We start from the raw sequence: 13,775 nt of genomic DNA, 5'->3' as shown, positions 1-13,775 counted from the left end.
TGTCGGGGAAAAAGGAATTTTGCAAAGGTCTCAAACTGTATAACCGAGCTTGTTAAAACCAAAGGCCGTCTGAAATTCAGTTTTCAGACGGCCTTTTTTATATATGAAACTTTAATCGTTCCTTTATTTTAAATCAAATACTTAAACCATCATTTACACCAACCAAACAAACCAATACCTATCCCTATTCCAAACTGCATGGTTACAAATAATTTGACAAAATCATTTTTAGGGATATAATATTTCTCATATATGATTTTTATTATATATATATTTATTTATAGATAATTCATTCTGAAACAAGGAGCAATAAAATGAAACGAAACTTGGGTACTTTGGATCGCGTAATCCGTATTGTTATCGGCGTAGCGCTGATTGCTGCAGCCGCTACCGGACACATTGGCTGGTGGGGTTGGCTGGGCATCATCCCCCTGGGTACAGCACTGATTGGCAACTGCGCGCTGTACAGCTTATTGGGCATCAACACCTGCCGCATCAACAAAAAATAACGAAGGCAAAACATGAGTACGGTCGGACAACTCCCGCGAATTACGCCTTCCGAAGCAATGGCAAAAATCCGTGAGGGCGCGTTGGCAGTGGACATCCGAAGCCAAGCCGAATATCGGGGCGGGCATATTGGTGGCGCATTATCCCTTCCGCCTGAACAGCAGCGAGACAAACTGCCCGATGATACTGCCCCATGCCTGATTTTTTATTGCCTGAGCGGTAAACGTACAACACGGGCAGAAACAATATTGTCAGCGCTTGGCCAAGGTCGAGAATGTTATATTCTAGAAGGCGGCTTACTTGCATGGAAAGCTGCAGGGCTTCCTATTGTTGCCGACCGTGCCGCACCGGATATCATGCGGCAGGTGCAAACCATTGCGGGCAGTTTGATTCTATTGGGCGTGCTGGCAGGTTGGCTGGTATCGCCTTGGTTTTATCTGATAGACGTGATGGTCGGCGCAGGCCTATTAACGGCCGGACTAACCGGATTCTGCGGCATGGCTCGCCTGCTAGCCAAAATGCCATGGAATCATTAAGCAAAGGCCGTCTGAAAGTTGCTGCTGAGCCATTATGACTGATAATTCGACCTCCTCATTTGCCGAAAAGCGTGAAAAATGACCATTGCCGACAATCAACCGCCCTACGAAGAAGCCACCGCTTTTCTCAAACTACTGGCCAATCCCAACCGCCTCGCCGTATTGTGCAAACTACATGAAAGGCCGCACAATGTAACCGAGTTGGCTGAATCATCCGGACTCCCGCAAGCGGCAATGTCCAGCCAATTAGCCCTACTGCGTGAAGCCGGTTTGGTATCGTTTGAAGTGAACCATCGGGAACGGCAATATTACATTGCCGACCCGAGGATAACCGAGATGATACAGTTGCTGTATTCCTTTTTTTGTGCAGAAAAATCTTAAAATGTTATCGAAATAGGATAGCCAAAAAATCTATCCATTTATAATTTTAAAGGCCGTCTGAATCTTTTTCAGACGGCCTCTACTATAATTTTTAGTCTTGCCATATCATCTCGTGTTTAGAACCATAAGTAATCTTCTTGATATTGCTTTCAAGAGCAATTTCTTTATCTAATGTTCCTGAGTATTCCGAACCTGCTAATTTTTGAAATAAAGTAATATTCAGCTCCTCGTTGCGGCTAGTTGTTTTTATATCTGAGATGCCCATTGCACTATTGCCTAATAAGCCCGTCAAATGAACCTGCCTATAACCCTCAGCTTCATTGACTGTAATTTTGAAATTCCCAATATCGTCCAACTTGATTTCATCATTGGCAAAAAAGCAGCCGGATAATATCAAGCCTGTTACTCCCAGCATCATTACCCTCATTTTCATAATAACTCCCTGATCGATTTAGCAGCCTTAGACTCAATTTTCAATCGCCGACAGTTTCAGTATTTTCAGACGGCCTTTTTATACTGCTTCTGTATTCACACTTAAAGCATGTATGCGTGCCGCACACTCCCCTGTATGTAGGTTTGACGTGCACTATTTAAAAACATGATGAGCGGAGATATTTGGCTGCACAACGGCTGCCTGAAAATCAGCCCGAGCTGCCATGTCAAGCTGGAAACGTGGGATGCCATTGATGCAGACGATGTAATTTTATCATTGGATAACAGCCCTGAAGAAATCGGAGCAGGTTTAAGGTTGGCATTGAGCCGCTGCCGATAATATTTGGCAAAAGGTCGTCTGAAAACTGGAAAAATGTTTCAGACGACCTTTTTTACACTCAAAGCCCGCGTGCGTACCGTATACACCCTACCTGCAGGTTTAATGCGGGCTACGGCTTGTTAGGGCTTAAATATTTCTTCTCGATGCCACTTAAAGTATTTTTCGCTATCAGGGTGAATTTTTAATTTTGTATCAGTTGAGATGCCTAGTCGGAACAGGTTTTTTTCAGAAAGCCTTTTGCTAATACGGATTTTGCCATCTGGCTCAAACGTAATCAGCCCACTATCAAACAAGGCATCAATGTTTGGGGCGAGCATCAAGCCGTTGTATGGGTCAAGCCGTTGCCATTCTTCATCATCCTTGCAGTCGCGCCAAGGTTTGATATGGCTGGCAATCAGCAATTCAGGCATATCCACGCCGCTGATGGGGTATTGCGGATACCGTTCCAATACGCCGTTTCTGAATTCGCCTTGACCTCTGCGGGCGTTAATCAGGCGCTGGATTTCGGTTTTGGCTTCTTCGGTTGTGGCGTTTTCTAAGCGTTGGTTAAGTTCATCTAAATCATTTTCCAAAGATTGTTGATAGGCTACCTGAAAAGTGGGTATTTCAATGTATTCGCTGGGGACGTAATCTTCCATACAATGTCCGCATCCGGTTAAATGTTTATTATATTTCTGCCGAGAATAAGCCTCTAATGCAGGAATGGAATTAGAACAAACTTTATAATAAGGGCTTGATTCAGTAGTGTAGTTACCATTCTCATTGCTGATACATGGTTTCCTCTTTATTCCTTGTACACGATGTATCATAGGATATTTAGAAATGGGTTTGCCTTCTTTGTTTATATTTAATATATAACCATCAGGGTTGTTCTCTCTCCATTTCAAATATTCGGCATCATTAGGCTCATCTTTAAAAATTTTGAGTTCGGGCATAATATTTCCTTTGAAAATAAACATACGCTGGATTATTAGAAATTTCACAGACCTGTAAAAAAATGAATGTTAGATTTTGTTCCAAACTACGTCAGAAATGCCCACAACGGTATTTCATTTGTTGCTTGCTGTTCCAATCGGCATCATAAATCTTTTGCCTACTACATGAAAAGTTTTTCCAAGCAGATGTAGGTCGGATTCTAGAATCTGACAGCTTCATACGGGAGATTTTGTCGGATACAAGTATTCGACCTACAAATTTTGGATAATAAAAGGCCGTCTGAAAATCGTTTCAGACGACCTTTTTTCACTAGCCTCTACTTTGCAACCACTCTTTCTTTCAAAATCTTCAACACACTCTTCACTGTCTTAATCCTCATCTCCACATCCTCCATCTGAGCCGTAAACTTCAACTTATCCGCCCCTGCCAGCCGGTATTTTTTATCTGTCTGAATCAGCAGGATAATTTCTGTTGGGTCGATTTGGTGGTGTTTGCCGAAGGTAATGGTGACGGCTTCGCTGGTCGCGTCGATGGCGTCTATGCCCAATTCTTTTGCTGCGAGCCGCAGGTGGTGGCTTTCGATGAGGGTTTTGACGGGTTGTTCGGGCAGACCGAAGCGGTCGACCAGTTCTTCATGTATGGCGTTGATTTGCTGCACGGTTTCGCAGACGGCGAGGCGTTTGTAGAGGACGAGCCGTTCGTGGATGTCGGGGCAGTAGCTTTCTGGCAATAATGCCGGGCTGTGCAGTTTGATTTCTGTGGTAATGCCCAATGGCGCGTCGAGGTCGGGTTGGCGGCCTTTTTTGAGGTCGCGCACGGCTTGCTTGAGCATTTCGGTGTAGAGCGTGAAGCCGACCTGTATCATTTCGCCGGATTGTCCTTCGCCAAGGATTTCGCCTGCGCCGCGGATTTCCAAATCCTGCATGGCGAGGGTGAAACCTGCGCCGAGTTCGTCTGCCGCCGCGATGGCATCGAGACGTTTTTCTGCGTCTTTGGTGATGTATTCGGGCGTGAGCAGGTAGGCGTAGGCTTGGTGGTGGCTACGGCCGACGCGCCCGCGAAGTTGGTGCAGTTGCGCCAGCCCGAATTTGTCGGCGCGGTTGATTATGATGGTGTTGGCGTTGGGGATGTCGATGCCGGTTTCGATGATGGTGGAACAGAGCAACACATTGAATCGTTGCTGCAAAAAGTCGCGCATGACTTGTTCCAGCTCGCGCTCGCGCAGTTGTCCGTGCGCCACGCCGATGCGGGCTTCGGGCAGCAGGGTTTCCAGCCGCTCGCGCATGTTTTCGATGGTATCCACTTCATTATGCAGGAAAAACACCTGCCCACCGCGTTTGAGTTCGCGCAACACGGCTTCGCGCACGCTGCCTTCGCTGAACGGTTTGACAAAGGTTTTGACGGCGAGACGGCGGCTGGGCGCGGTGGTAATCAGCGAGAAGTCGCGCAGACCTTCGAGCGCCATGCTGAGGGTGCGCGGAATCGGCGTGGCGGTCATGGTGAGGATGTCAACATTGGCGCGCAGGCGTTTGAGCTGCTCTTTCTGGCGCACGCCGAAGCGGTGTTCTTCATCAATAATCACTAAACCTAAGTTTTTGAATTTTATGTCGTCCTGCACCAATTTGTGTGTGCCGATAACGATATCGACCGTGCCGTCCGCCATGCCTTCCAGCGCGGCTTTGGTGGCTTTACTGTTGTTGAAACGCGAAAGGCTGGCGACTTTCACGGGGAAATCGGCGAAGCGGTCGGCGAAGTTTTGCGCGTGCTGCTCGACCAGAAGCGTGGTTGGGGCGAGTACGGCGACCTGTTTGCCGCCCATCACCGCCACAAACGCGGCGCGCAGGGCGACTTCGGTTTTGCCGAAACCGACATCGCCGCACACAAGGCGGTCCATCGGTTTCGCCTGCGTCAAATCTTTAATCACGGCAGCGATGGCGGCGGCCTGGTCTTCGGTTTCCTCGTAACCGAAGCCGTCGGCAAACGCTTGATAGTCCAACTCGTTGATTTCAAATTTGTGTCCCGATTGGGCGGCACGTTGGGCGTAGAGGTTGAGCAATTCGGCGGCGGTGTCGCGCACTTTTTCGGCGGCCTTGCGCTTCGCCTTGTTCCACGCGCCGCTGCCGAGCTTGTGCAAAGCAACGTTTTCATGCGCCTGACCGGAGTAGCGGCTGATTAAATGCAGTTGCGAAACAGGCACATAAAGCTGAGCTTCGCCTGCATATTCAAGCAACATCATTTCGTTGGTTTCATCGCCCAAGTCCATTGTGACCAAGCCCATATACCGCCCGATGCCGTGTTCTTCGTGTACGACGGGGTCGCCGATGTTGATTTCGGCAAGGTCGCGCAACAGGCCGTCTGAAACGGCGGCGTGTTTCTTACGATGATGTTTGCGCGAGCGAGCAACATATTGATAAAGATCGGATTCGGTAATGACCGCGATGTTTTGATCTTCTAATTTAAACCCGTAAGCCAACGGCGCCACTGTGATCATCAGCGGCTCGTGCGCCGATAAAAAGCCCTGCCAGTCGGACACAGGTTTGGCTTTCAAACCGTTTTGCTGCAAGAAGCCGAGCATGGTTTCGCGCCGTCCCAGACTTTCGGCGCACAGCAAAATCCGTCCTTCAAAGGTCGTCTGAAAATCCTTCAATGCCTGCAACGGTTCATCTGCTTGGCGGTTGACGGCCAAGTTTGGCAACGTATGTTCATTACCAAAAATATCCGGCAATACCTGACCATAATTTTTCAGACGGCCTGCAAAGACATCAGCGGAGAGATACAAATGCTGTGGAAGCAAAGGCGGATAGGTTTCGTCGCCCTGCGCCATCGCGTAACGCGATTTGACATCGCTCCAAAAGCGGTTTGCCTCGGCGTGAACATCGCCCAAAGAGACAAAGAGCGCATCTTCACCGATATAATCAAACAGCGTTTCCAACTCGTTTTCAAAAAACAGCGGCAGGTAGTATTCCACGCCCGCGCCGAAATGGCCGTTGCTGACGGCTTTGTACACAGCCGCATCGTTCGGATTGCCATCGACTTCTTCACGGAAGCGGCTGCGGAAGATTTTTTGCGCCTCGCTGTCGGTGGGAAACTCGTGTGCCGGCAGCAGGCGGATTTCGGAAACAGGAGAAATGGTGCGTTGCGTTTCGGTATCGAAAGTTTTGATGCTGTCAATTTCATCGTCGAACAAATCGATGCGGTACGGCATTTCGCTGCCCATCGGGAACAAATCCACAATCCCGCCGCGCACGGCAAACTCGCCTGCCGCGACAACATGGGAAACATGGTTGTAACCCGCATCCACTAAATCACTTTTCAGACGGCCTATATCCAAAGTCTGCCCCGTTTTCAGCCAAAACGTGCGCCCCGCCAGAAATGGCACGGGCGGCAGCTTCTGCATCGCCGTGGCAACCGGCACAAACAACACGTCTGCCACACCGCTCTTAATCTGCCACAACGCCGACAACCGCTCCGACACCAAATCCTGATGCGGAGAAAAACGCTCGTAAGGCAACGTTTCCCAGTCCGGCAGAAACACCGCCGTATCGTGCGGACGGAAAAACAGCCAGGCCGTCTGAAGGCGTAGCGCCTGTTCCGCATCTTGGGTCAAGACAACCTTGAGCTGCTTATGCGGCAGATAACGCGCCAAAGCCAAGGGCAGCGAGCCTTGAGACAGATTGAGCCAACGGGATTTTTCACGGGGTTTGGGAATCGGATAGGTCATAACAAAACAGTTTGTAATAAGTAAATACAAGCACCATAGGCCGTCTGAAAAATTTTCAGACGGCCTTTAGCGATCAAATAGATTTTCAATTTTACTGGATACAGGTTTAAAAGAATATAAGGCCTTACATTCAGACGGCCACACCCGCCAATTTTCCAATAAATCCGGTTATCACCAATGCCGCCACGCCCCACAGGCACACGCGCAAAACGGCAGGAACGACAGGCGCGCCGCCGAGTTTGGCGGAGACATAGCCCAGTCCGGCCAGTCCGCATAAAGTGGAAACTGCCAAGGCCGGAACAATGGCACTAGAAGCCGTCAATGCGACCAGTAAAGGCAAAATCGCGCCTGCACAAAATGAAGCGGCAGAAGCAAGAGCGGCCTGCATGGGTTGGGCGGCAGAGGTTTCGGTAATGCCGATTTCGTCGCGCGCGTGGGCGGCGAGTGCATCGTGTTCCATCAAAGCTTTGGCCACCTCTGCGGCAAGCGGGTCGGACAAACCGCGACGGCGGTAAATTTCAGTCAGCTCTTCCAACTCTGCATCAGGATTATTTGCCAATTCGTAGCGTTCTTTGTGCAAATCGGCTTTTTCCGTATCCGATTGGCTGGACACGGAAACATACTCCCCCGCCGCCATTGACACCGCGCCCCCGATAAGCGCCGAAACACCCGTCAAAAGCAGGGTTTGGAAATCTGGCGCGGCTGCGGCTACGCCCGTCAACAGCGAGGCAGTGGAAATCAGGCCGTCATTGGCACCCAATACGCTTGCCCGAAGCCAGTTGTTGCGGTCGCTGAAATGGCGTTCACTGTGGTATGAATACATATATGCTCCGATAAATTGGCTGTTTCCAGATGATGATAACATTGTATTGTTTTTTGAAATTAATGTCAGTTTATCCCTTCAGATCAAGCATTCTTAAATCTTTCTGCCGCCATTTCAAACCATAAAAACCAACACTCCTCTTTGGAATTTTCAGACGGCCTGAACGCTTTTACAAGCAAATTTATTGTTCCAAGTCATGGCATTATCACAAGGTAGATTTGTACCGCTTGGTTTATCCGCTTAAAGATGCTATCTTTATGAATCTTTCCACTCCTCAATCCATTGAAAGGATGTATCATGGCCGAAGAAAACAAAATCAAAGTAAACGATTTGCCTGAAGATAAAAAAGAGCAAACCGAAGAAACCGAACTGCCCGTTATCAACAACGAAGAAAAACGCGGCGGTCACAGCGAAGGCGGTTGCTGCGGCGCATGCGGCGGCTAATCTTCCCGACAAAGCCTCCGAGGCCGTCTGAAAAGTCTTACTTTTCAGACGGCCTTTTCCTTTCTAAACACTTACAGGTAAATCAATGAAAGGATGCAGGAGAAGAATTTAAACCCAACCGCGTTTGTGCTACATTCACATCTTTACAAACCACAACAATCTGCACACGCAGACACACAAGGAAGAAAAAAATGTTTTGGTATATCGTCGGCTTTTTCGCCATTATTGTTTCCCTACTCGCCCTCTGGGTCAATGCCAGCGCGTTCGGTATGCAGGAAGACGGCACGCCGCAATCCGAATACGAAAAAATGTTGGGCCTGGGCGCGAAGCTGAAAGACAAAGATACGGTTGCTAAGGAACGCGAAGCGGCGCGCTTTCATCCTGACGATTAAGCCTTATAGACTGGACAATCTTGCCGAACTGGGCTAATGTTCCAAACGCATAATGCACACCAACACAACTATACGAGAAGGTAAGAGAAATGACTGTACGAATCGAACACGATTTATTGGGCGACCGCGAGATCCCTGCTGAAGTATATTGGGGCATCCATACTTTGCGCGCCATTGAAAACTTTAAAATTTCCACACAAAAAATTTCCGACGTACCGCAATTTGTCCGCAGCATGGTCATGGTTAAAAAAGCCACTGCGCAAGCCAACGGCGCATTGGGTGCCATCAAGCCGGAAATCGCGGCCGCCATCGAAAAAGCCTGCGATGAAGTATTGGTCAAAGGCCGCTGCCTCGACCAATTCCCGTCCGACGTTTATCAAGGCGGCGCCGGTACTTCGGTCAACATGAACACCAACGAAGTCATTGCCAACCTCGCATTGGAAGTCTTGGGTCACGAAAAAGGCCACTACGACATCGTTAATCCAATGGACCATGTCAACGCCAGCCAATCCACCAACGACGCCTACCCTACCGGCTTCCGCCTTGCCGTGTATTACAGCATCGGCGAATTGCTCGACAAACTGGCCGTCCTGAAAAACGCCTTTGCCGCCAAAGCCGAAGAATTTAAAGACGTTTTGAAAATGGGCCGCACCCAGCTTCAAGATGCCGTGCCGATGACTGCCGGCCAAGAATTCCAATCTTTCCAAGTGTTGTTGGAAGAAGAAATCCTCAACCTCGACCGCACCCGCTCCCTGCTGCTTGAAGTCAACCTCGGCGCCACCGCCATCGGTACGGGCGTGAATACGCCTAAAGGCTATGCGGCTTTGGTCGTTGAGAAACTCTCCGAAGTCAGCGGCCTGCCTTGCAAACTGACTGAAAACCTGATCGAAGCGACCTCCGACTGCGGCGCATATGTGATGGTACACGGCGCATTGAAACGCACAGCCGTCAAACTGTCCAAAATCTGTAACGACTTGCGCCTGCTCTCTTCCGGTCCGCGCGCCGGTTTGAAAGAAATCAACCTGCCTGAATTGCAGGCCGGTTCTTCCATCATGCCTGCCAAAGTCAATCCCGTGATTCCTGAAGTCGTCAACCAAGTCTGCTTCAAAGTCATCGGCAACGACACCACCATCACTTTCGCAGCCGAAGCAGGTCAGTTGCAGCTGAACGTTATGGAGCCGGTCATCGCCCAATGTATGTTTGAAACCATTTCCCTCTTGGGCAACGCCGCGGTCAACCTGTCCGACAAATGCGTCAAAGGCATTACGGTCAACCGCGAAATCTGCGAACACTACGTCTTCAACTCCATCGGTTTGGTCACTTATCTGAACCCATACATCGGCCACCGCAATGGCGACTTGGTCGGCAAAATCTGCGCCCAAACCGGCAAAGGCGTACGCGAAGTCGTACTGGAGCGCGGTCTGTTGAGCGAAGAAGAACTCAACCGCATCCTCTCTCCAGAAAACCTGATGAATCCTCATCTGTAATCAGTATTTGAAATCAAAGGCCGTCTGAAACTTTAACGTTTAAAGTTTCAGACGGCCTTTTCGTATTGATATTGATATTTATTGAATTTTTTTTGCGAAATTCAGAATTTAAAGATAGCCTGACCGTCAGGTTTGATTTAACATGGTGTTGCCCCAGCCTGTTTCTTCCTTAAGGTTATGCCGGTAATGATGCCTCAAAAGGAACCGGATATTGGAATAACATCTTCATTTATTAGGAAAACCAGATGAATCAAATTACACGCGAACAAATGCTGCAAGTATTCGAAAATCGCTGCTCTACCCGTTGTTACGATCCCAACAAAAAAATCAGCCAAGAAGATTTTGCAGCGATTTTAGAATTTGCCCGCCTCTCGCCCAGCTCTGTCGGCTCCGAGCCATGGAAATTCTTGGTGATTCAAAACAAAGCCCTGCGTGAGAAAATCAAGCCTTTCAGCTGGGGGATGCAATCCCAACTGGACGACTGCAGCCATCTGGTGATTATCCTTGCCAAGAAAAATGCCCGTTACGATACCCCGTTCTTCCGCAGCGTTGCCGAACGCAGGGGCCTGCAAGGAGAGCAGCTGGAAAAAGCATTGGCAAGATACAAAAGTTTCCAAGAAACCGACATTAAAATTGCCGACGACCAACGCGCACTCTTTGACTGGAGCGGCAAGCAGACCTATATTGCTTTGGCCAATATGCTCACAGGCGCAGCCGCCATCGGCATCGATTCCTGCCCAATCGAAGGCTTCAACTACGACAAAATGAACGAAGTATTGGCAGCAGAAGGCCTGTTTGATGCCAACGAATGGGGCGTATCCGTAGCGGCAACATTCGGCTATCGTGCCAAAGAAATCACCCAAAAAGCACGCAAACCGATTGAAGAAATGGTAACTTGGGTCGAATAAGCAGTTTGGATTTTCAGGGCGGACCATGCCGCCCTTTTACTTTTTTCTAAAAGAGAAGCAAATTCCGTAACAACAAAGACTGCTAAAAATCCAAATAAAAAGGCCGTCTGAAACCATGTGTCAGAAATCTTAGATTTCATTTCACATCGTTTCAGACGGCCTGATTTAATACGCTTCTACTTAAAACGATACTTTCAAACTGCCGTAGAAGGCACGGCCATGCTCATTGTAAGTTTGTGCGCCGTTACCAGTGCGGTACAGTTTTTTATTGAACAGGTTGCTGACACCGCCACGGACGGCCACGCGTTTGTTCCAGTTGTAGCCGGCATTGATACCCCAAATGCCGTAAGAGCCGACTTGAGCTTGACTATCGGCCAGCTTGGCAATATTGCCTTGTCCGTTCAGCTCGACGTCATTTATGGCAACGCTACGTGGTTTAGTACGACCGTAATGCGTGAAGGTCAAGTTAGCATCAACACGTTCGTTTGGCATCCAGGCTAATGTGCTGTTGATTGTATATTTAGGAATCAATGATAAGGGATTGCCTTTTGCATCAACTGATTTACGCATATAGGTAAAATTATTGCTCCATTTCAGCGTGTCATGCAGAGGCAATACAAGGTTACCTTCTATACCTTCGATGGTTGCTTTAGGTGTATTTGTCCATTCAAGCAACCAGTTGCCATTGTTGTTGACAGCAAGTGCACGCTCCCCAATGACAATTTTATTACGGTAGGCATTATGAAAATAGGTAGCGGAAGCCTGCCAGCCGTTGCGAGTAAATTCGACACCAATTTCTTTGTTCAGACTGGTTTCAGGCTTCAGATTGGCATTACCCATGTAGTAGCAGCTCAGGCTGCGTCCACCCGCCACCAACGGACAGCCAAGACCCCGTGTATATAAAAGAAATTCGGGATTGCTCTGATACAGATTTGGCGCTTTATACGCACGGGCAATACCGCCTTTGACCAACCAGTTTTCGCCGATTTGATGCGAGAAGTTCAAAGCCGGACTCCAATTGCTGCCGCTGGCACTGTTGTGGTCGAAACGGATGGCCGGAATCAGGTGGGTTTTGTCGGTCAACGAAATATTATCTTCAACGTAAGCTGCCCAGTTGCGTTGGGAAGTTTTACCGCCACGATGTTCCGATACGCCGGGGAAGGTGTTGACAACCTTGCGTGGCGGTTGACCAGAACGACCGGGAATAATATCTGTCAGACTTTGCGAGTTGGAAGCGGGGTCGTCCAGTTTACTGTCGGTAAATTCCGCGCCGACTGTTAGGACGTTGTCTACGCCGAGTTGGAACGGAATATTGGCTTCGCTGCTGAAACGCAGGTTTTTCAGACGGCTTTGAACAAAATCCAGACCTGTATAACTGCCTTCCGGTCCACCGGCCAAACCCTCGGGCAGATGGCTGTTGACTGTATGTTCGTAGCTGATAATATTTTTTGTGTCACCCCATTCCCATGCTCCATCGTGGGTAAGCGAGAAAGCAGAACGGTAAAGGCGGGCAGTTTCGGCTTTGGAATTGACTAGGCCGTCATACAATGCCAATGTTTTGGATGGTGGATTACTGTTTTGCGTATCGCCATTGTAGATATTGCTCTGACGACTGTAGCTGCTGTCTAAAATCAATGTTTGCGCAGGGCTGATTTTCCATTGCAGACGGCCTGCAATGTCTTTATTGCGTACGCCTTCAACACCAGCCGTAACCAACTTTCCACTACGTCCTGCATTGATATCAGCCGCATCTGCATCCGTTTTATTCAGATTGCCGTAAATGCGGAAGCCCAAAGTATCTTGAATGATCGGACCGCTCAAATTAAAGCCGATACGGCGGGTTGCGCCCTCTTTACTGTCTTGCGGCTGATTGGCATACAGATTGACTTGGCCTTTAAATTCTTTAGACACTTTTTTGGTGACAATATTGACCACGCCGCCCATCGCGCCGGAGCCGTAACGTGTTGCCGCCGGACCGCGCAAGACGGTAATGGATTCGATTTCTTCAACCGGCACCCAGTTGCTGTCGCCACGCGTATTGCGTTCACCGCGCATACTGATACGCTCGGACTGGCGTGAATTAACCGGCTTGCCGTCAATCAAAATCAAAGTGTTTTCAGGACCCATACCGCGCAAGTCGATTTGGCGTTTGTTGCCACGCTGACCTGTTGCCGTATTACCGGTCAGGTTGACACCCGGCATAGTACGGACAAATTCGGAAATATCATTGGCTACAGGGCGTTTGTCGATGTCGTCTTTAGAAATACGCGATACGCCGAGCGACTGTTGCAACTGCTTCTCGGCAGTAACGTAAACGGTATCGACTTCAGCCTGCTCAACGGCTTTCTCTTCAGCTGCGTGTGAGAATGCACTAATTAACGCCAAAGGCAAAATGGCGAGTGTGAATGTTTTCATTGCATTGTTTCTCTTGGTTTTGTTTGTTTAAAATTAAAATGAAAATTATTTTGGATTTTAAATAAACTTAACAGGGTTTTCAATGCAATTAAGAGTGATTTACAATTAAAAGTTAAATTGTGCTAATAGAAATAACAAAATACCAAACAACTAAAAAGGCCGTCTGAACCGGCATGAAACGAAATCCGAGATTTCTATCATACCGTTCAGACGGCCTTATTCAATTTTTAATTATTTGCCTGCTGCTTTTTGCAGAATAGCATACAATTCGTCTTTGAGTTTGAGTTTGGCTTTTTTCAGCTCTTCAATCTCTTCGGCACCGCTGGTAACAGGATTGTTAACCAAACCGGTGATTTTATCGTCCAGCTCATTGTGCTCGTCAAACAAACGGGCAAAGTGTGCATCCTCTTGTTTCAGTTTAGAAATCAAATCGCGATATTCTGGAAACATTTT

Annotated in this window: 13 protein-coding genes and 1 pseudogene; 8 read left to right on the top strand and 6 right to left on the bottom strand. The window is 48.4% G+C overall.

Annotated features, from left to right (window positions below):
* The first annotated feature begins 314 nt into the window (after nt 1-314).
* The 3 genes from HMPREF2700_RS02180 (at nt 315) to HMPREF2700_RS02170 (ending at nt 1,424) form a co-directional block, all read left to right on the top strand.
* Nucleotides 315-509 carry a YgaP family membrane protein gene (locus tag HMPREF2700_RS02180; RefSeq protein WP_036491196.1) on the top strand — a complete coding sequence of 65 codons (195 nt, stop codon included), beginning with the start codon at nt 315-317 and terminating at the stop codon, nt 507-509.
* Nucleotides 510-521: 12 nt separating this feature from the next.
* The gene (locus HMPREF2700_RS02175) at nt 522-1,043 is read left to right on the top strand and encodes a rhodanese-like domain-containing protein (protein ID WP_070589676.1); all 522 of its coding nucleotides are present in this window, start codon (nt 522-524) and stop codon (nt 1,041-1,043) included.
* Between the two features lie 78 nt (nt 1,044-1,121).
* On the top strand, nt 1,122-1,424 hold the full coding sequence (locus tag HMPREF2700_RS02170; protein WP_070589674.1) for an ArsR/SmtB family transcription factor: 303 nt from the start codon (nt 1,122-1,124) through the stop codon (nt 1,422-1,424).
* Between the two features lie 91 nt (nt 1,425-1,515).
* Here the strand turns inward: HMPREF2700_RS02170 and HMPREF2700_RS02165 are convergent, their stop codons facing one another.
* The gene (locus HMPREF2700_RS02165; RefSeq protein ID WP_283129663.1) at nt 1,516-1,842 is read right to left on the bottom strand and encodes a hypothetical protein; all 327 of its coding nucleotides are present in this window, start codon (nt 1,840-1,842) and stop codon (nt 1,516-1,518) included.
* Nucleotides 1,843-2,004: 162 nt separating this feature from the next.
* On the opposite strand from HMPREF2700_RS02165, the pseudogene HMPREF2700_RS02160 reads away from it, so the two are divergent.
* Nucleotides 2,005-2,196 (top strand): annotated as a pseudogene (locus HMPREF2700_RS02160) (contact-dependent growth inhibition system immunity protein); the annotation flags it as partial.
* Between the two features lie 119 nt (nt 2,197-2,315).
* On the opposite strand, the gene HMPREF2700_RS02155 reads toward HMPREF2700_RS02160, so the two are convergent.
* From HMPREF2700_RS02155 to HMPREF2700_RS02145, 3 genes are all read right to left on the bottom strand, one after another.
* The gene (locus tag HMPREF2700_RS02155) at nt 2,316-3,131 is read right to left on the bottom strand and encodes an HNH endonuclease (protein WP_070589669.1); all 816 of its coding nucleotides are present in this window, start codon (nt 3,129-3,131) and stop codon (nt 2,316-2,318) included.
* A gap of 317 nt (nt 3,132-3,448) precedes the next feature.
* Nucleotides 3,449-6,853: a transcription-repair coupling factor gene (gene mfd / locus HMPREF2700_RS02150; RefSeq protein ID WP_070589667.1), complete on the bottom strand. Its 3,405-nt coding sequence runs from the start codon at nt 6,851-6,853 to the stop codon at nt 3,449-3,451.
* 130 nt (nt 6,854-6,983) lie between these two features.
* A complete protein-coding gene (locus tag HMPREF2700_RS02145) occupies nt 6,984-7,676 on the bottom strand; it encodes a VIT1/CCC1 transporter family protein (protein ID WP_070589665.1) in 693 nt (230 codons plus the stop codon).
* A gap of 297 nt (nt 7,677-7,973) precedes the next feature.
* Here HMPREF2700_RS02145 and HMPREF2700_RS11775 point away from each other — a divergent pair, with 297 nt between their 5' ends.
* The 4 genes from HMPREF2700_RS11775 to HMPREF2700_RS02130 all read left to right on the top strand — a co-directional run bounded on the left by HMPREF2700_RS11775 (nt 7,974) and on the right by HMPREF2700_RS02130 (nt 10,907).
* Nucleotides 7,974-8,120 (top strand): hypothetical protein, encoded by a 147-nt coding sequence (locus tag HMPREF2700_RS11775; RefSeq protein ID WP_003685706.1) that lies wholly within the window; start codon nt 7,974-7,976, stop codon nt 8,118-8,120.
* Between the two features lie 191 nt (nt 8,121-8,311).
* Nucleotides 8,312-8,512, top strand: coding sequence for a hypothetical protein (locus HMPREF2700_RS02140; protein ID WP_003685538.1), 201 nt, complete (start codon nt 8,312-8,314; stop codon nt 8,510-8,512).
* 89 nt (nt 8,513-8,601) lie between these two features.
* Entirely contained in the window at nt 8,602-9,999 is a 1,398-nt protein-coding gene (aspA, locus tag HMPREF2700_RS02135; RefSeq protein ID WP_070585608.1) for an aspartate ammonia-lyase, read from the top strand.
* A 245-nt stretch (nt 10,000-10,244) separates the two neighbouring features.
* Nucleotides 10,245-10,907 carry an NAD(P)H-dependent oxidoreductase gene (locus tag HMPREF2700_RS02130; protein ID WP_070589663.1) on the top strand — a complete coding sequence of 221 codons (663 nt, stop codon included), beginning with the start codon at nt 10,245-10,247 and terminating at the stop codon, nt 10,905-10,907.
* Between the two features lie 180 nt (nt 10,908-11,087).
* Here HMPREF2700_RS02130 and HMPREF2700_RS02125 read toward each other — a convergent pair whose 3' ends face one another.
* On the bottom strand, nt 11,088-13,322 hold the full coding sequence (locus HMPREF2700_RS02125; protein ID WP_070589660.1) for a FepA family TonB-dependent siderophore receptor: 2,235 nt from the start codon (nt 13,320-13,322) through the stop codon (nt 11,088-11,090).
* Between the two features lie 231 nt (nt 13,323-13,553).
* Nucleotides 13,554-13,772, bottom strand: a complete 219-nt coding sequence (locus HMPREF2700_RS02120; RefSeq protein ID WP_049328987.1) for an HP1242/YdcH family protein — start codon at nt 13,770-13,772, stop codon at nt 13,554-13,556.
* Between the last annotated feature and the right edge of the window lie 3 nt (nt 13,773-13,775).

Source organism: Neisseria sp. HMSC068C04, assembly GCF_001810105.1.
Lineage (GTDB): Bacteria > Pseudomonadota > Gammaproteobacteria > Burkholderiales > Neisseriaceae > Neisseria > Neisseria flavescens_B.
Note: the sequence above shows the minus strand (reverse complement) of the source record. Positions and strands in the feature narration are given on the sequence as shown.

What these genes read in the sequence shown, in the direction of transcription:
- HMPREF2700_RS02180 (WP_036491196.1), top strand. Translation starts at nt 315, where the DNA reads ATGAAACGAAACTTGGGTACTTTGGATCGCGTAATCCGTATTGTTATC.
- HMPREF2700_RS02175 (WP_070589676.1), top strand. Translation starts at nt 522, where the DNA reads ATGAGTACGGTCGGACAACTCCCGCGAATTACGCCTTCCGAAGCAATG.
- HMPREF2700_RS02170 (WP_070589674.1), top strand. Translation starts at nt 1,122, where the DNA reads ATGACCATTGCCGACAATCAACCGCCCTACGAAGAAGCCACCGCTTTT.
- HMPREF2700_RS02165 (WP_283129663.1), bottom strand. Translation starts at nt 1,842, where the DNA reads ATGATGCTGGGAGTAACAGGCTTGATATTATCCGGCTGCTTTTTTGCC.
- HMPREF2700_RS02155 (WP_070589669.1), bottom strand. Translation starts at nt 3,131, where the DNA reads ATGCCCGAACTCAAAATTTTTAAAGATGAGCCTAATGATGCCGAATAT.
- mfd (WP_070589667.1), bottom strand. Translation starts at nt 6,853, where the DNA reads ATGACCTATCCGATTCCCAAACCCCGTGAAAAATCCCGTTGGCTCAAT.
- HMPREF2700_RS02145 (WP_070589665.1), bottom strand. Translation starts at nt 7,676, where the DNA reads ATGTATTCATACCACAGTGAACGCCATTTCAGCGACCGCAACAACTGG.
- HMPREF2700_RS11775 (WP_003685706.1), top strand. Translation starts at nt 7,974, where the DNA reads ATGGCCGAAGAAAACAAAATCAAAGTAAACGATTTGCCTGAAGATAAA.
- HMPREF2700_RS02140 (WP_003685538.1), top strand. Translation starts at nt 8,312, where the DNA reads ATGTTTTGGTATATCGTCGGCTTTTTCGCCATTATTGTTTCCCTACTC.
- aspA (WP_070585608.1), top strand. Translation starts at nt 8,602, where the DNA reads ATGACTGTACGAATCGAACACGATTTATTGGGCGACCGCGAGATCCCT.
- HMPREF2700_RS02130 (WP_070589663.1), top strand. Translation starts at nt 10,245, where the DNA reads ATGAATCAAATTACACGCGAACAAATGCTGCAAGTATTCGAAAATCGC.
- HMPREF2700_RS02125 (WP_070589660.1), bottom strand. Translation starts at nt 13,322, where the DNA reads ATGAAAACATTCACACTCGCCATTTTGCCTTTGGCGTTAATTAGTGCA.
- HMPREF2700_RS02120 (WP_049328987.1), bottom strand. Translation starts at nt 13,772, where the DNA reads ATGTTTCCAGAATATCGCGATTTGATTTCTAAACTGAAACAAGAGGAT.